Source organism: Bartonella sp. 220B (assembly GCF_026930205.1).
Taxonomy (GTDB): Bacteria; Pseudomonadota; Alphaproteobacteria; order Rhizobiales; family Rhizobiaceae; genus Bartonella.
Map to the genome: position 1 here is coordinate 1 of NZ_JANHOI010000002.1, position 17,094 is coordinate 17,094.

The 17,094-nt window shown below is 37.6% G+C and carries 18 protein-coding genes; 16 read left to right on the forward strand and 2 right to left on the reverse strand.

The annotated features are described in order from the left end of the window. From NPX99_RS01655 to NPX99_RS01730, 16 genes are all read left to right on the forward strand, one after another. A partial coding sequence (locus tag NPX99_RS01655; protein ID WP_269030036.1) for a YadA-like family protein occupies nucleotides 1-190 on the forward strand: 190 nt, incomplete at its 5' end. Nucleotides 191-192: 2 nt separating this feature from the next. Next, complete coding sequence (locus NPX99_RS01660) at nucleotides 193-783, forward strand: invasion associated locus B family protein (RefSeq protein WP_442864046.1); 591 nt, start codon at nucleotides 193-195, stop codon at nucleotides 781-783. A 799-nt stretch (nucleotides 784-1,582) separates the two neighbouring features. Further along, nucleotides 1,583-2,887: a Ppx/GppA phosphatase family protein gene (locus NPX99_RS01665; RefSeq protein WP_269030038.1), complete on the forward strand. Its 1,305-nt coding sequence runs from the start codon at nucleotides 1,583-1,585 to the stop codon at nucleotides 2,885-2,887. Between the two features lie 32 nt (nucleotides 2,888-2,919). Beyond that, nucleotides 2,920-3,648: an RlmE family RNA methyltransferase gene (locus NPX99_RS01670; RefSeq protein WP_269030039.1), complete on the forward strand. Its 729-nt coding sequence runs from the start codon at nucleotides 2,920-2,922 to the stop codon at nucleotides 3,646-3,648. 176 nt (nucleotides 3,649-3,824) lie between these two features. Next, a complete protein-coding gene (gene obgE / locus NPX99_RS01675; protein ID WP_269030040.1) occupies nucleotides 3,825-4,841 on the forward strand; it encodes a GTPase ObgE in 1,017 nt (338 codons plus the stop codon). A gap of 11 nt (nucleotides 4,842-4,852) precedes the next feature. Continuing rightward, on the forward strand, nucleotides 4,853-5,992 hold the full coding sequence (gene proB / locus NPX99_RS01680; RefSeq protein WP_269030263.1) for a glutamate 5-kinase: 1,140 nt from the start codon (nucleotides 4,853-4,855) through the stop codon (nucleotides 5,990-5,992). Nucleotides 5,993-6,038: 46 nt separating this feature from the next. Beyond that, a complete protein-coding gene (locus NPX99_RS01685; protein WP_269030264.1) occupies nucleotides 6,039-7,295 on the forward strand; it encodes a glutamate-5-semialdehyde dehydrogenase in 1,257 nt (418 codons plus the stop codon). A gap of 29 nt (nucleotides 7,296-7,324) precedes the next feature. Then, nucleotides 7,325-7,918: a nicotinate-nucleotide adenylyltransferase gene (locus NPX99_RS01690; RefSeq protein ID WP_269030041.1), complete on the forward strand. Its 594-nt coding sequence runs from the start codon at nucleotides 7,325-7,327 to the stop codon at nucleotides 7,916-7,918. 39 nt (nucleotides 7,919-7,957) lie between these two features. Continuing rightward, nucleotides 7,958-8,401 carry a ribosome silencing factor gene (rsfS, locus tag NPX99_RS01695; protein ID WP_269030042.1) on the forward strand — a complete coding sequence of 148 codons (444 nt, stop codon included), beginning with the start codon at nucleotides 7,958-7,960 and terminating at the stop codon, nucleotides 8,399-8,401. Between the two features lies 1 nt (nucleotide 8,402). After that, nucleotides 8,403-8,885: a 23S rRNA (pseudouridine(1915)-N(3))-methyltransferase RlmH gene (gene rlmH / locus NPX99_RS01700; protein ID WP_269030043.1), complete on the forward strand. Its 483-nt coding sequence runs from the start codon at nucleotides 8,403-8,405 to the stop codon at nucleotides 8,883-8,885. A gap of 96 nt (nucleotides 8,886-8,981) precedes the next feature. Next, nucleotides 8,982-10,265, forward strand: a complete 1,284-nt coding sequence (locus NPX99_RS01705; protein WP_269030044.1) for a murein hydrolase activator EnvC family protein — start codon at nucleotides 8,982-8,984, stop codon at nucleotides 10,263-10,265. Beyond that, complete coding sequence (locus NPX99_RS01710) at nucleotides 10,255-11,565, forward strand: S41 family peptidase (RefSeq protein WP_269030045.1); 1,311 nt, start codon at nucleotides 10,255-10,257, stop codon at nucleotides 11,563-11,565. The genes NPX99_RS01705 and NPX99_RS01710 overlap by 11 nt, the downstream gene beginning before the upstream one ends. A 36-nt stretch (nucleotides 11,566-11,601) precedes the next feature. Further along, the gene (locus NPX99_RS01715) at nucleotides 11,602-12,126 is read left to right on the forward strand and encodes an RNA pyrophosphohydrolase (RefSeq protein ID WP_269030046.1); all 525 of its coding nucleotides are present in this window, start codon (nucleotides 11,602-11,604) and stop codon (nucleotides 12,124-12,126) included. Between the two features lie 110 nt (nucleotides 12,127-12,236). Continuing rightward, complete coding sequence (locus tag NPX99_RS01720; protein WP_269030047.1) at nucleotides 12,237-12,797, forward strand: invasion associated locus B family protein; 561 nt, start codon at nucleotides 12,237-12,239, stop codon at nucleotides 12,795-12,797. 344 nt (nucleotides 12,798-13,141) lie between these two features. Continuing rightward, nucleotides 13,142-13,435: a YggT family protein gene (locus tag NPX99_RS01725; RefSeq protein ID WP_269030048.1), complete on the forward strand. Its 294-nt coding sequence runs from the start codon at nucleotides 13,142-13,144 to the stop codon at nucleotides 13,433-13,435. Between the two features lie 24 nt (nucleotides 13,436-13,459). Continuing rightward, nucleotides 13,460-13,789 carry a DUF167 domain-containing protein gene (locus NPX99_RS01730; RefSeq protein WP_269030265.1) on the forward strand — a complete coding sequence of 110 codons (330 nt, stop codon included), beginning with the start codon at nucleotides 13,460-13,462 and terminating at the stop codon, nucleotides 13,787-13,789. 25 nt (nucleotides 13,790-13,814) lie between these two features. On the opposite strand, the gene ppa is transcribed toward NPX99_RS01730, so the two are convergent. Both ppa and typA read right to left on the reverse strand, forming a co-directional pair. Continuing rightward, nucleotides 13,815-14,345, reverse strand: coding sequence for an inorganic diphosphatase (ppa, locus tag NPX99_RS01735; RefSeq protein WP_269030049.1), 531 nt, complete (start codon nucleotides 14,343-14,345; stop codon nucleotides 13,815-13,817). A 67-nt stretch (nucleotides 14,346-14,412) separates the two neighbouring features. After that, on the reverse strand, nucleotides 14,413-16,239 hold the full coding sequence (gene typA, locus NPX99_RS01740) for a translational GTPase TypA (RefSeq protein WP_269030050.1): 1,827 nt from the start codon (nucleotides 16,237-16,239) through the stop codon (nucleotides 14,413-14,415). Between the last annotated feature and the right edge of the window lie 855 nt (nucleotides 16,240-17,094).

A 17,094-nucleotide genomic window follows, 5' to 3' on the forward strand; every position in this document is an offset into this window, starting at 1 on the left:
CTTACGTTACTATGATATACCAGGATCTTTGAGTGTTTCATTTGGTAGTGGTTTATGGCGTAGTCAATCCGCATTTGCTTTTGGTGCGGGTTATACCTCGGAAGATGGTAATATCCGCTCTAATTTATCAGTCACAAGTGCAGGTGGTCATTTTGGAATAGGTGCAGGTATTACTCTGAGACTGAGATGATGATGAAAACAATGAACATCACTATAAAGAAGCAAAATATTTTTGTAATTATTCTGTTTGTCCTTGCCTTCATAGGCAAGGGCGAAAGTTTTGCTAATGAGAAAAAGGATGTTTATACAGTGCATCCACCACAATTATCTATTCCCAAAGGAGGGCCTGGTGAAACGCGCCGCATTATTATGCAATTTGATTATTGGACATTAATTTGTGATGAAAAACAAAAACTTAAGCAAGGGATATGTAATGTAACGCAGACGGTTCATGATCAGAATGATAATACGATTTTTAGTTGGTCTCTTGTTTCTACCAAAAATGGTCAAGCAGTAATGCTTTTCCGAACATTACCAGATACTGATATAAGTATTCCTATTCGAATGTTTGTGGAGGGTGTTAAAAAGCCTCTTCTTATCCATTATACGCAATGTAATGAAACCGTCTGCTTGGCACAATCGCCTGTAGGACCAATTTTTAGCAAACAAATAGAACAAAACAAAAAAGTACGTATTTCTTATAAGATTAAAGAAGGAAAGACATTTTCTTTTACTGTGCCATTCAAAGGGTTGAGTGCAGCACTTTATTCGTTACAACGATAAATTGTATAGAGTGCTTTTAGAAGAGATTATTTTCTCATAAATCATTGCTATATTTTTAAATCTTAATGACACGAAGCAATGGAGTAAGAGTTTTTATACAAAATAGAGGTATCTGATTTAAAAATATAACATGTTTTACAAATGTAAAATCACAAGAAATTATTTCATGTAAGAGAAAAACGAATTAGAGCTTTTTGCATGGCTTATGGAGTTCATTATAGAGCCATTAATAGTAAAAACTTCTCAAAATAGCTAGCAAATGAGAGTGGAAAAAATAAGAATACGATTCCTTAGAAAAAGGGATAGATTAGTTGTATTTTTATAAAAACTTCATATAGATTTTTAGAGTAATCTTATTGACATCAATAACTCCTGATTAAAGAGCTGGAGCGGTTTTGATGCTGATGACATGGGAGGAAGGTAGCTATTTCTGCAAAATATAATTACAGTGCTATTATTTCGTGAATAGACTGGAGGATTATAATTCAAAAAAACTCTTGAAGAGTATAAATTCATCTTTTTACAAGTGAGATATATTCGATATGTTTATGTGAATTATGTAAAGAGAGCCTATGCACGTTAAAAAATGGATGCGAACGTAAATGATTATAATTTCGATCTATGATTAAATGAGAATATCCAAAGGATTATGCAGATATCTGAAAATTTTGATGATAGAAAAAGAGATAATGTTTTCTTGATATTTGTAATTGAATGCTGCATTGTTACTTTGGTTTTAGTAATGAAAAGAGCTCTCGCATTTGTTTATTGGGGAAAAATGCTCAAGGGATAAGAAAAGATGACCCCATTAGATTATGGTTTAAAAGAGTCAAAGCAAGGAAGAGCATACAATATCAGAGCAGAAAAATTGTATGATCACTCTGATGACAATCGAAATAATCGTTCTGCATTATTACAGACAGGTAAGCGCTCTATTTCTGTTGATATAAAGCGATATCAGCGAAAAAGACATTGTAAACAGAAATTGATTCAAACGGATACAGCTTTTGAATTTCATGGCCGGGCAATTGTAGGTGCCAAAAAAACAAAAAAAAACAAAACGCCTTTTTTTTCAAAGATCTCTCAATTAAAGTCTCCGCCTCTTTATGCAGCACTTGATTTGGGAACAAATAATTGTCGTCTTCTTATTGCGTCTCCCAGTAAACCGGGACATTTTCGTGTTGTTGATGCTTTTTCACGTATTGTGCGATTGGGAGAAGGTTTGGTCAAGAATGGTGTTCTTAATACACAAGCAATGGATCGCACGATTGAAGCATTAAAGATTTGTCATTTAAAGCTAAAACAAAGGCGTATTAAGCGCTATCGCTTGGTGGCAACGGAAGCTTGCCGTTCGGCGCAGAATGGTAGACATTTTATTCAACGCGTTTTGGATGAAACTGGTCTTGAATTGGAAATTGTTGATCGGAAAACGGAAGCGCGTTTTGCTGTTTCCGGTTGTGGTACACTTGTTGAACCTAATATTAATGCAATTGTGCTTTTTGATATTGGAGGAGGGTCATCGGAAATAGTACTCCTTGATGTTTCCAAAAAGCGTTCTTTACGTTTAACTGAACAGATTAGGGCGTGGACTTCACTTCCTGTTGGTGTTGTTACGCTTGCTGAGCGTTTTGGAGGAAATGAGGTTAGTGTAGACGGTTTTGAAGAGATGAAAGGTTATGTACGCAGTTTGTTAAATAATTTTTCAGGCCGTCATAAATTAGGGGCTCTAGCTCAAGGCTCAAAGTTTCATCTTTTGGGAACTTCTGGAACGATTACGACTTTAGCAGGAATGCACCTTAATTTAGAGCGTTATGACCGGAGGCAGGTTGATGGCATTTGGATGAATGATGCAGACATTACTCTTATGATGAAGCGTTTATTGACATGGGATATAAAAAAACGCGTAACGAATCCTTGTATTGGACAAGAGAGAGCAGATTTAATTTTAGCTGGTTGTGCAATTCTAGACGTTATTCGAGAAGCTTGGCCCAGTCAACGATTACGCGTGGCTGATCGTGGATTGAGAGAAGGAATTTTGATAGAGTTAATGTTACGCGATGGTGTATGGTGTCGACATAGGAAGGAAAAAAACTTCAAGCGCTAGCCAGTTATTAGAATATGGAGCAATGAATAATAATGAAAAAGACGATAAAAACACCGGCTGGCGGATATGGTGGTTCTGGATCGCATGAATTATATCAGCGTGTAAAGAAGAAAGCAGGGACCATTAAAGCATCGTCACGACGGTGGTTAGAGAGGCATCTGAATGATCCTTATGTCCATCAGTCGAAAGTGGATGGTTATCGTTCGCGTGCGGCCTATAAGTTAATCGAAATTAATGAGCGTTATAAATTTCTCAAAAAAGGTCACAAGATTATTGATTTAGGAGCGGCGCCTGGGGGATGGTGCCAAGTTGCTGTAGGTATAGTAGGGTCCAGTGATCAAAAACCTAGTGTAGTTGGTATTGATTATTTGCATGTTGATCCACTGCCTGGAGTTGTGATGTTGAAAATGGATTTTTTGCATGCAGATGCACCACAGAAATTAATTGATGCTTTAGGGGCAAAGCCGGATGTAGTTCTTTCTGATATGGCCGCACCAACAACAGGACATCGTCAGACAGATCATTTAAGGACAGTTTATTTATGTGAAGTGGCTGCGGATTTTGCTCTTTCAGTTCTCAAACCTGGAGGGCATTTTTTAGCAAAAGCCTTTCAGGGTGGGGCAGAGAATACTCTTCTCACGATATTGAAACAAAATTTTAAAACAGTTCATCATGTTAAACCACCTGCAAGTCGTTCAGAATCCGTAGAGCTTTATCTTTTAGCACTCGGATTTAAGGGAAAAGCAGAACTACAACAATAGTTTCTTCTTTTCAAAAAGCGATAAGTTTATTTGCATGGGTTTTAATGTTAAGAGTATTTTAAAACGGCTATTAGCGATAGTGTTAGGAGTTTTTTGAGTGTCAATAATGAAAAACTGGTAAAATTAATACATTGCCTATAGAGGTAGAGGGATTGATTCCTCAGTGAGTGTTTCCAATGAAGTTTCTTGATCAAGCTAAAGTCTATATTCGTTCTGGTGATGGAGGGGCAGGGGCAGTATCCTTTCGCCGTGAAAAGTTCATTGAATTTGGAGGACCTGATGGGGGGAATGGGGGACGTGGTGGTGATGTTTGGGCTGTTGTTGTGGATGGACTCAATACGTTAATTGATTATCGCTATCAGCAGCATTTTAGAGCAAAAACAGGGGAACATGGTAAAGGGCGTAACATGTCAGGTGCAAAGGGTGATGATATCATCCTTAAAGTACCGATTGGCACGCAAATTTTTGAAGAAGATAATGAAACGTTAATCTGTGATTTAACAGAAGTAGGACAACGTTATCTTCTTGCAAAAGGAGGAAATGGTGGTTTTGGGAATCTTCATTTTACAACATCTACGAATCGAGCACCGCGTCGTGCGAATCCGGGACTTTCTGGAGAAGAGCGCTCACTTTGGCTTCGTTTGAAGTTAATTGCTGATGGAGGGCTTGTTGGTTTACCGAATGCTGGAAAGTCAACTTTTCTAGCATCAGTAACGGCTGCAAAGCCAAAAGTTGCAGATTATCCTTTTACGACTCTTCATCCTCATCTTGGTGTTGCACGTATTGATGCCCGTGAATTTGTTTTGGCTGATATTCCTGGTTTGATTGAAGGAGCACATGAAGGTGTGGGGATTGGGGATCGTTTTTTAGGACACGTAGAACGTTGCCGTGTTTTACTTCATTTGATTTCTGCTCAAGAAGAAGATGTCGCAAAAGCATATCAAATTGTGCGTAAGGAATTAGAGGCATATGGGAACAAACTGAGTGATAAGACTGAAATTATCGCTTTAAGCCAGATAGATACTCTCACTCTTGAGGAACGTAAAGCAAAACAAGAGGTCTTGCAAAGAGTAACGGGTAAACCTGTTATGATGTTTTCTGCAGTTAGTCGTGAAGGTTTAGAAAATGTGCTTCGTTCTATTGCGCATGTTATCGAAATGGCACGTAAAGAGGATAACGGGAGCGAAGAGTAGGATTGATGAAGATGGCCGTTGGATTGCAAAAACTTGAGCACTATAAACGCATTGTGATCAAAGTTGGATCTGCTCTTTTGGTTGACCCTCAGACCGGTTTACGTGCCGAATGGCTTAACAGCTTGATAAGGGATATTGCTCAGTTGCATCAAAAAGGCGTTGAGATTTTATTGGTGTCTTCAGGTGCTATTGCTTTAGGAAGGACATTGCTACAGCTTCCTAAGGGAGCTTTGAAATTAGAAGAGAGTCAGGCATGTGCTGCGTTGGGACAAATTGAATTGGCTAAAACATATGGGGATGCGCTTGCTCAATATGGATTAAAAACGGGTCAAATTTTACTCACTCTCTTCGATACCGAAGAACGACGACGTTATCTTAATGCACGTGCTACCATTAATGTACTTTTGCGTTTTGGAGCTGTTCCCGTTATTAATGAGAATGATACTGTTGCAACAAGTGAAATTCGCTATGGAGATAATGATCGTTTAGCAGCACGAGTAGCAACAATGATGGGTTCGGATCTTTTAATACTTTTATCAGATATTGATGGGCTTTATACAAAATCTCCCCATCGTGACCCAACAGCTGAATTTATTCCTTTTATTTCTTCAATCACGAATGATATCGAAAAAATGGCAGATGTGGCTGCTTCAGAGCTTTCTCGTGGAGGAATGAAGACCAAGCTAGATGCTGGGAAAATAGCGAATTCCGCTGGAACGGCGATGGTTATTACTTCAGGCAAGCGTATGAATCCTCTTGCGGCGCTTGACAGGGGAGAGCGTAGAAGTTTTTTTGCTGCTGGTGAAAAGCCTGTTAATGCTTGGAAAACGTGGATTTCTGGTCATTTAGATCCATCTGGTATTTTGACGATTGATCAGGGAGCGGTTAAAGCTCTTGAATCTGGAAAATCCTTATTAGCTGCAGGAGTTGTTGCTGTTAAGGGAAGGTTTAATCGTGGAGATACAGTTGCCATTGTTGATACAAATGGGGTTGAGGTTGCTCGTGGACTTGTGAGTTATGGAAAAGATGAAGTGATACGTATTATGGGTTGTAAAAGCGAAGAAATTGAAACTATTCTTGGATATGAAGCACGTTCTGCTATGGTCCATCGTAATGATATGGTTTTACGCTGTATGATCGATTCTGCTTAAAAAATTATTTTTATTTTTTATTATTTTAGCAGACTGGATGGATAGTATGGTGTTAAAAGAACAAATGCAGGATATGGGGCGAAAAGCACGTCATGCTGCGGCGGTATTAGCTGTTATGTCTTCTGAACAAAAGACCAAAGCATTAGAAATGATAGCTTTAAGTTTAGAAGCGCATTCAGTTGAAATCTTACGAGCGAATTGTCAAGATTTAGAGAATGCTGTTCAGAATAATTTAAATGCAGCCATGGTTGATAGGCTCAAATTAGATGCGTTGCGTTTACGTGCAATCATAGAGAGTGTGCGTCAAATTGCTTCTTTACCTGATCCAGTTGGACAAGTGATGAGTGAATGGACACGTCCAAATGGGCTTCATATTAGCCGTGTCCGTACACCTCTTGGTGTAATTGGCATCATTTATGAAAGTCGACCAAATGTTACAGTAGATGCAAGTGTTTTATGTTTAAAGGCTGGAAATGCTGCAATCTTACGTGGTGGGTCGGATAGTTTTCATTCTGCTCATGCACTTCATTCGGTGTTGGTGAAGGGATTGGAGGAAGCTGGTTTTCCTAAAGATGCTGTTCAAATGGTGGGAACGACAGATCGTGATGCTGTTGGAGAAATGCTCAAGGGTTTGGATGGTACGATTGATGTTATTATCCCCCGTGGTGGGAAAAGCCTCGTTGCACGTGTTCAGTCTGATGCACGTGTTCCAACTTTTGCGCATTTAGAGGGGCTCTGTCATATTTATATTGATCAATCAGCGGATTTAGATATGGCGCGTAATATTGTTTTAAATGCAAAGTTACGGCGAACAGGTATATGTGGTGCTGTTGAGACAGTTCTCATTGACCACCAAACATTAAAAAAGTTTCTTCCTGTTCTGACTGCTTTACAGGAAAAGGGGTGTGAAATTCGCGCAACAGAGGATATTGTTTCTCTCGTACCAGATGTCAAATTAGCCTCTGAGGAAGATTGGTCGCATGAATATCTTGATGCAATTCTTTCTGTAAAAACAGTTCAAGGTATTGAAGGAGCCATTGCCCATATTCAACGTTATTCATCTGGGCATACAGAATCGATTATTGCTGAGGATATGAAGGTGGTAAAAATATTTTTTAATCGTTTGGATTCAGCTATTTTACTTCATAATGCATCTACACAATTTGCTGATGGAGGTGAATTTGGTTTTGGAGCAGAAATTGGTATTGCAACAGGAAAAATGCATGCGCGTGGTCCAATAGGTGTTGAACAGCTGACATCATTTCAGTATCATATTAAAGGAAATGGGCAGGTTAGACCTTGAAAAATCCATTTTTTCCTTGGAAAGATCGCATGCCACATGTTGAAAAGTCCAATATTGTTGGTCTTTTTGGTGGGTCTTTTAATCCGCCGCATGCTGGACATCTTCTTGTTGCAAAAAGTGCAATTCGGCGTTTACATCTTGATCAATTATGGTGGATGGTAACTCCAGGCAATCCCTTAAAAGATTGTACACACTTACCTGCTTTAGATGAGAGAATGCGGCTAAGTATTGAACTCATTGATCATCCGAAGATTCGTGTAACAGGTTTTGAACAGGCCATAGGTAGTAAAGTATCAATAGATACGATTTTCTATATTCTTACACATTGTCGTGGGGTCCGTTTTGTATGGGTAATGGGCGCAGATAATTTTGCAATGTTACATCATTGGTATCGATGGCGTGATATTGTCTCTATGCTTCCTATTGCAATTGTTGATCGTCCTTTTGTGCAAATGTCAGCCCTCTCTTCTCCTATGGCACATATTTACCGTTCTTTTCGTTTAGATGAGAGAGAAAGTATACGGTTACCTTTTATGAAACCACCAGTTTGGACTTATTTGCATGGACCTTTGTCTTTTCAGTCTTCAACGAATCTTCGTTTAAAGGAGAATAATTTTTCTTGAAGATTTTGTAAGATTCTGCTTCTCTTTTTTATATTTCAAATGATAAGAAAGGATATTGATCTGGAAAACATTTCACAAAAACACTCTTATGATATTGCACCTATAGCAGAAAAAAAAATCTTTTCTGCTAGTGAGGGACTCAAAATTATTCTCAAAAGTTTAGAGAATATCAAGGCAGAAGATATCGTCTCCATTGATATTCGAGGTAAATCATCATTGGCTGATTACATGGTCATAGCTTCAGCAAATTCACAACGTCATATAACCGCTGTCGCTGATCATTTGTTACGTACTTGGAAAGACAGTGGCTACGGTTTTGCGAAGGTAGAAGGGCTTTTGGGAGGGGATTGGGTATTAATTGATACAGGTGATATTATCGTTCATCTTTTTCGTCCAGAAGTTCGTCTCTTTTACAATTTAGAAAAAATGTGGCTTGCTCCTGATGTAAACAATACAAAATCGGTTCTCTTTGGAGATTGTTAACATGCAAATTTCTATTTTTGCTGTTGGTCGCATGAAGAAGGGGGCGGAACACAAATTGGTTCACCATTATTTAGATCGCTTTTCTAAAAGTGCTGGAGCTGTAGGATTTCATTTAAAAAAACTACAGGAGATATCGGAAAGTCGTGCTCAGACAGCATGTCTGCGTATGGAAGAAGAAGGAAGTAAGCTTCTCGACTTTTTGCCTGAGAAGTGTCAATTAATCGTGTTGGATGAGCGTGGAAAGTCGATTTCGTCATCTGTTTTTGCTAAAAAATTGGGATTTTATCGTGATGAAGGTGTTCGTGATCTTATCATTGCTTTAGGAGGACCTGATGGGCATAATGATCGGATAAGAAGTCGTGCTGATTTTCTTTTGTCTTTTGGTTTTATGACGTGGCCGCATCAAATTGCACGTATACTTCTTGCCGAACAGCTTTATCGTGCTGTAACAATTGCTAGTAACCACCCTTATCATCGTGTTTAATATTTTTATACAATTTTTAGCATTTATTGATGTATTTATTAATATTGTTTTAGTTGACGTCATTTAAAGCATCACTCATGTATGTGATGATGCTTAATGGTTGGACAAATGGGAAATCTTCTTCATAGAAAGATGCGATATTTATATGAAGAATTTATGCTATTTTTCGTGTTGTTCTTGAGTATGGGGTTTTGCGTTTCTGTATCATATGCTGAAGATACAATAAATAGTGTAGAAGAAGCTCATAAAGCGTTGGTAGAAATTCACCAAAATATTTCACTTTCGCGTGAACGTGCTATTTTTCTTACACGTCAAGTAGAGCATTTAAAGAAAGATCAGCGCGCTTTGAATGATGCACTCATAAAAGCTGCCAAAGCAGAACGTGCTGCAGCAAATGATATTGCTGAAAGGGAAGAAAAACTAAAAAAAATGATAGAAAAGCGGGTGCAAGTTTATCAAAATCTAAAAAAACGTCGTACTGAATTTGCCGAAGTACTTGCTGTTTTAGAACGTATGGGATTAAATCCACCTCCTGCTCTTATGTTGCGTCCTGAGGATGTATTAGCTTCTGTACGGAGTTCTGTTTTATTAGGCAGTATTGTATCTCAAATGCAAGAAAAAACACAAGCTTTAACGGATACTTTGAAGGCGTTGACCAATTTGACCAATTCAATTGCTACAGAATACACAGCATTAAAAACAAATATGCAAAATCAAGCAGAACAGCGAAAGCGTTTAGAACTTTTATTAGATAAAAAAGCACAATTACGAAAAAAATCAGAAAAAGAACTTACAGAGCAGCAACAAAAGAATATTATTCTTGCTAGAAAAGCGCAATCTTTGGAGGAATTGATTTTAGAACTTGATCGTCAATCAAAACGGAATTCCGATACATCAATACAGGTACAGAAAAATTTACAATTATTAGAGCAGTCCAATTTTGAAAGCCGAAAAGGCTCTTTACTTTTACCTGTTTTGGGAAAAAGAGTGCAACATGTTCATAATAATTCGCAGATAACACGTTTTGGTGAGATGATTGAAACAGAAGCGTCTGCTGTTGTGATATCACCTTCTGATGCCTTTGTTGCTTTTGCAGGCCCCTTTCGTTCTTATGGACAATTAATTATTCTCAATGTTGGAAATGGTTATCATATTATTCTTATTGGGATGTCGAAAATCAATGTCACTCAGGGGCAATTTGTTCTTGCCGGTGAACCCCTTGGAACGATGGGGAAGCAATTTATTGCGAATAGTGTCGCATTGGATATAGGCAAAACTGCTCCAATGCTTTACATTGAGTTTAGAAAACAGGGGAAGCCTGTAAATCCAACTCCTTGGTGGCGAACTGAAAAAATAAAAAGGAACCAAAATGATTCGTAAAGTTATTCTTTTGGTCGCTGGGGTATTTCTCGGCGCCTGTTCAATGATTATGATGCAGTCTGTTGCTGCCAATAATGAAGGTAATGTGTATAAAGATTTGGCCATATTTGGTGATATCTTTGAACGCGTCCGTATGCAATATGTAACGGTTCCAGATGATAAAAAACTTATTGAAAATGCTATCAATGGAATGCTCACATCGCTCGATCCCCATTCTTCTTATATGAATGCGCAAGAAGCCAAGGAGATGCGAGATTCGACAAAGGGAGAATTCGGAGGTCTGGGTATTGAAGTAACCATGGAGAAGAACTTAATTAAAGTTGTTTCTCCAATGGACGATACACCTGCTTCAAAAGCGGGTATTTTGGCAGGAGATCTTATTTCAAAAATTGATGGTGTAGAGACGAATGGTCTAACATTGAATGAAGCTGTTAGTAAGATGCGGGGTGCGCCTGGAACACCAATTACATTGACAATTATTCGTTCTGGTGTTGATAAGCCACTCGAAATTAAGGTTGTTCGTGATATCATCAAAGTAAAGGCGGTGAAATATCGCGTTGAGGATGATATTGGGTATTTAAGAATTATTCAGTTTTCTGAGCAGACTTTTGGCAATCTTCAGGCGGCAATTAAAGATGTTCAGTCGAAAATTCCTCAAGACAAGTTGAAGGGATATGTTCTTGATTTACGGCTTAATCCTGGTGGTCTTTTAGACCAAGCTGTGAGTGTTTCAAGTGCTTTTCTTGATAAAGGTGAGATTGTATCGACCCGTGGTCGTAAGAAGAGTGATGTGACGAGATTTGATGCTAAACCAGGGGATATCACCAATGGAAAGCCTCTCATCGTACTCATTAATGGTGGTTCGGCAAGTGCTTCTGAAATTGTTGCAGGTGCTCTACAAGATCATCGTCGTGCTACAATTTTAGGGACGCAATCTTTTGGTAAGGGATCTGTTCAAACGATTATTCCTTTAGGTGAAAATGGGGCTTTACGTTTAACCACAGCACTTTATTATACGCCGTCTGGCACTTCAATTCAAGGAACTGGGATTACACCTGATATTATTGTAGAACAACCACTCCCTGAAAAATATAAAGGCTATGATGTAAAGATTGGTGAATCGACATTAAAAGGACATATTAAAGGGAAGCGGGAAAACAATAAAGGTTCCGGATCAGCCGCTTTTGTTCCTCAAGACCCTAAGGATGATGTTCAATTGCATGAGGCTTATAAGTTGTTACGAGGTGAAATGGCCCATGCTGCATTTCCTCCAGATTCTCATAAAGATATTTTAAAGTAATAAAAGATCTATACAGTTTATGCTTGGGATAATTAAATGGATGATGCAGTGGTTAATTTGAAAGACCTTCCTTATCGAAAAGGTGTTGGAATTGTTGTATTTAATCATGCAAGTAAAGTTTGGGTTGGACGCCGTTTAATGACGTGTGCTCATACCGATACTGAAATATCTCAATGTTGGCAGCTGCCTCAAGGAGGAATAGATGAGAATGAAGAACCACTAGATGCAGCACACCGTGAACTTTACGAAGAAACGGGTATTCGATCTGTAAGGTTGATTAAGGAAGCAAAGAATTGGTTCACTTATGATTTTCCACAAGAACTTGTTGGGTGCACATTAAACAATAAATATCGTGGACAAATACAAAAGTGGTTCGCTTTTCAATTTACAGGAGATCTCTCTGAAATCGCAATTAATCCTCCACCAGATGGTCATAAAGCAGAATTTGACCAATGGAAATGGGTTGATCTGAAAATCCTTCCTTCAGTTGTTGTTTCTTTTAAAAAGCATGTTTATAGGAAAGTCGTCAACGAATTTCGAGGTAGCCTCAAGCGATTATAAAAGCTATATAATTGTAGAAAGCTCTTTTTTATTAAGATGTTTTTATATATGTATAACTATTAAAAGATAAAGAGCATGTTTCTCTTTTATGTAAAGAACTGGAATATAAAATGAAAAAGTTATTGAATTTACTTATAGCCTTTACTCTTTTGAGTATTTCTTCTGTAGCATTTGCATCAGATTCAAAATCTGCTGAAACGAAAAATGCAGCGGCTACATTGCCAAATGGTGCTTCTTCTTTGGCTGAAACCTACGGCTTGTGGACTATTAATTGTGGTATACAAGAAGGAAAAAAAGTTTGTTTCATGCATCGCCAAGAGGTAAATGATCAGGGGCGTGTTGTTGTGGCTATGAATGTTATTCTTAATGCTGATGGTGTGGTATCTGGTAATTTAACAGTTCCTTTTGGCATTTTGGTTTCTAAGCCTGTTCGTTTACAAGTCGATGAAGGAAAGGCTCCTATCGAAACCGGTATTCGGACTTGTGTACCAGCAGGTTGCATTGTTCCTATAGTGTTTGATAAAAACCACGTGGCTGCTTTACGTGCTGGAAAGAATTTGAAGTTAGCTATGACAATTGCAGCTCCAGGTGAACCACCTTTGAATGATTTATTCGTTCAACTGAATGGTTTTAGCAATGCCCTTAACCGTTTGACGGCTTTGCAGAAATAATTTTAAAAATACAATAAAACGGCCTTTAAAGGCCGTTTTTAATTTATTTTTTGTACCATATTTACGGTTAAAGATGTAATTATGGTATAAAGAATGTTAAAAGTCTTTTTTGAAAGTTTTCAGATTATTTGCTGTTGCTTTTATTTTGATAAGCTATTCTTTGTTTTTCAGATATGTTTATAAGGTTCGTCATCACTATAATATAGAGATGAAGAATAGGGATGCCTGGTTTTCTATTCATAAAAAAAGAACGTTGAGATATAAAACCATTATTTGATAAACAAATTTATTTTAATGATAGCTCTTACGCTCTTCTGTTACGTTGATTGAAAGAGGAATAAAGCATGGTTTATGCATTGCTTCAAGTGATTGATCTCATGTTCAATATTTATATAGATATTTTAATTGCAAGTGTCATTTTTTCTTGGCTTTATGTATTTAATATCATAAATGCACGCAATCGCTTTGTTGTTTTGATAGGGAAATTTCTGCATCAGCTTACGGAGCCAGTTTTAAGCCGTATCCGGCAGTTTTTGCCAAATCTTGGAACAATTGATATTTCGCCTATTGTAGTATTTATCATTATTTATTTTATTCGTACTTTCATGTGGCACGCTTATGCGAGTATGTATCTATAGAAAGAGGACATGAGATGAATGACGATGTTTTATCAAGTTGATACTCATGGCTTAATTTTATTTGTCCATCTCACTCCAAAGTCTTGTGTGGATCGAATAATGGGGGTTGAGTGCAGAGATGACGGAAAGCAGTATTTGCTTATACGCCTGCGTGCTGTACCTGAAGATGGAAAAGCAAATAAGGCTCTCATTAAATTTTTAGCAAAGCAATGGAAAATTCCATCCTCTTGTATTTCTCTGAAATGCGGTGCCACATCCCGTTACAAGCAGCTTTATTTTTCAACACACTTAGAAGAATTAAGGCAGATATGGCAATCTTTAGAAGATAAGACTTCAAAAGAAAAGCCTATTTAAAAATAGGCTTTATTTTTTGAAAAAGTTACATTTCTTTATTACGCTCAATAGCTTGCTTAATGAGTTCACATGCGAAATCTTTATCACGCCAACCTTCAATTTTAGCCCATTTCCCAGGTTCAAGATCTTTGTAATGTTCAAAGAAATGCTCAATTTGTTTTAGTGTGATTTCGGGAAGATCTGTATAGTTATGAATATTGATATAACGTTTTGTTAATTTTGGAGTAGGGATAGCAATGATTTTTTCATCTTTACCACCGTCATCTTCCATAATCAAAGCACCGATAGGGCAAACATTAATAACACAACCTGGAATGAGTGGACGGGTGTTACAGATAAGAACATCAATAGGATCACCATCATCTGAAAGTGTATGGGGAACAAAGCCATAATTTCCTGGATAAACCATTGATGTATGAAGAAAACGATCAACAAATAACGCTTCTGATTTTTTGTCCATCTCGTATTTTATTGGTTGACCACCAAGAGAGACTTCGACAATGACATTGATATCTTCTGGTGGATTTTTCCCAACGGGGATTTCCTTAATATTCATGTAAATATCCTTTCCGGAACATGGTTAAGCGAGTATAATGGCATATTTAACTGAGGCAGTCACAAAATTAGTTAGAGACTGCTACGCGCATTTTTTCAAAACGTTTGCGTTCATTGGGATCTAAATAGAGTTTTCGTAGACGAATATTTTTAGGAGTTACTTCTACAAGTTCATCATCTTGTATCCAAGCTAGAGCGCGTTCTAATGTCATTTTAAGCGGAGGAGTTAATTTTACGGCTTCATCTTTTCCAGAAGCACGCATATTGGTCAGCTTTTTTCCTTTTAAAACATTTACTTCTAAATCGTTATCACGTGAGTGTATACCAATAATCATGCCTTGATAGACTTTAACACCGGCATCGATCACCATAGGTCCACGATCTTCAAGATTAAAAAGAGCGTAAGCGACGGATTCACCATTATCATTTGAAATCATAACACCATTAACGCGACCACTAATATCTCCTTTATAAGGCTCATAGGCGTGGAAAAGGCGATTCATAATAGCTGTACCACGTGTATCAGTTAAAAGTTCGGACTGGTAACCAATGAGTCCTCGCGTTGGTGCATAAAAGACAAGACGGACACGATTACCTCCAGAAGGGCGTAATTCAACCATTTCACCTTTACGTTCGGACATTTTTTGCACAACAGTTCCAGAATATTCCTCATCAACATCGATAACAACTTCTTCGATTGGTTCAAGGGTTGTTCCGTTTTCGTCTTTTTGCATAACAACCCGTGGACGAGAAACACTAAGTTCAAATCCTTCACGGCGCATATTTTCAATAAGAACTGCAAGTTGCAATTCTCCACGTCCTGAAACATAGAAAGAATCTTTATCCACCGATTCTTCAATTTTAAGGGCTACATTGCCTTCAGCTTCCTTTAACAAACGATCACGGATGACACGGCTTGTTACTTTATCACCTTCCGTTCCTGCAAGGGGGCTATCATTGACGAGAAAGCTCATAGTAACAGTGGGAGGATCAATTGGTTGGGCGATAAGAGGTTCATTGATCGTGGGATCACAGAAAGTATCAGCGACGGTACCTTTTTGTAGACCAGCAATTGCTACAATATCACCGGCAACACTTTCTTCAATAGGTTGCCGCTCCAACCCACGAAATGCCAAAATTTTTGAAATACGTCCAGTTTCGAGAAGCTTTCCATTTTGCCCAAGCACTTTGACACTTTGATTGGGTTTTATAGAGCCTGAATGAATGCGCCCTGTAATAATTCGCCCAAGAAATGGATCTGCCTCAAGAATAGTTCCGATCATACGAAATGGTCCCTCCGCGACATGAGGTGAAGGGACATGGCGGGTGACAAGATCAAACAAAGGAGCAAGTCCTTGATCTTTTGGGCCTTCAGGAGTTTCAGCCATCCATCCATCACGACCTGAACCATAAAGAATGGGAAAATCAAGTTGTTCATCGGTTGCATCAAGAGCAGCAAAAAGATCAAAAACCTCATTGATAACTTCATCAGCTCGTGCATCAGCACGATCAATTTTATTGATAGCAACAATGGGACGTAAACCTACTTTCAATGCTTTTCCAACGACAAATTTTGTTTGTGGCATTGGACCTTCAGCAGCATCAACAAGCACAATTGCTCCATCAACCATGTTCAAAATACGTTCAACTTCTCCACCAAAGTCAGCGTGACCTGGTGTGTCAACAATGTTAATTCTGGTATCTTTCCAAACAACAGAGGTGACTTTTGCTAGAATTGTAATTCCGCGTTCTTTTTCGATATCATTTGAATCCATCATACGTTCGCTGGTACGCTGGTTATCACGAAAGTTCCCTGATTGTTTGAGAAGCTCGTCTACAAGTGTTGTTTTGCCATGGTCAACATGGGCAATGATGGCGATATTACGCAATTGCATAAATTTTCTTCTTTTCGTTTAATGAAATTTCACTTGAGGCAACGCCTTTGCGTCCCTTACCTTAATCTTACGCAACCTTTTACATGTTTTTTTATAATTTTGGAAGAGGGATAAGAAAAACAATTCAATCAATTGCTGTATCTTACAGTAAAGAATTAAGTGATTATTGATTTCATTACATTTTTTGAAGTATTAGTCTTAATTTTTGGGGCTTTTTAATCGATTCAAGAGCAAATTTTTTAAGATCTGTAATTTTGTATCAAAGGCTTTTGATGTTCTGTTCGTTTGAAGAATTTTTCCAAAACCTTTACAATGTGCAAGCATTTTATATGAGGCATACGATAGAAAAAATACTGTAATTTGCTTGTTTATAATATCATTATCATTTTTTATGATGTTGGAATGTTCAATACAGAGAATATTTTCTCATTTTATTATGCAATAAAAAATATTTATTTGCATATTGTTAAGAGAGGAAGTTTTGTATGCATAAATGAGATTTGAAAAAGGACGAGATATGCCTTTCATGAACGGTCTTAATGCAAGAACATTTGTAATATTGGATGATAGCAACGAGAATGAGAATGTTAACAAACATCCATTTCTCTTTACATTATCTTTGTTTTTTCTTTAGAGAGTACGTTAACATATATTCGTTTGACTCTAAAATTTCTTTTTTGACTCGTCATTGAATATTTTGTGTCACTTCATAAGTGAAGCATTTTAAATAATGAACTATGACAATATTAAAGGAATTTATTTAAAATTTAAGGTACTTTTTTATATTTTAAAAAACAATGTTTTCTTTACACTCTTCTTACAGAGCAAAAATTTTAAGTTGTATGGGGTGTATTT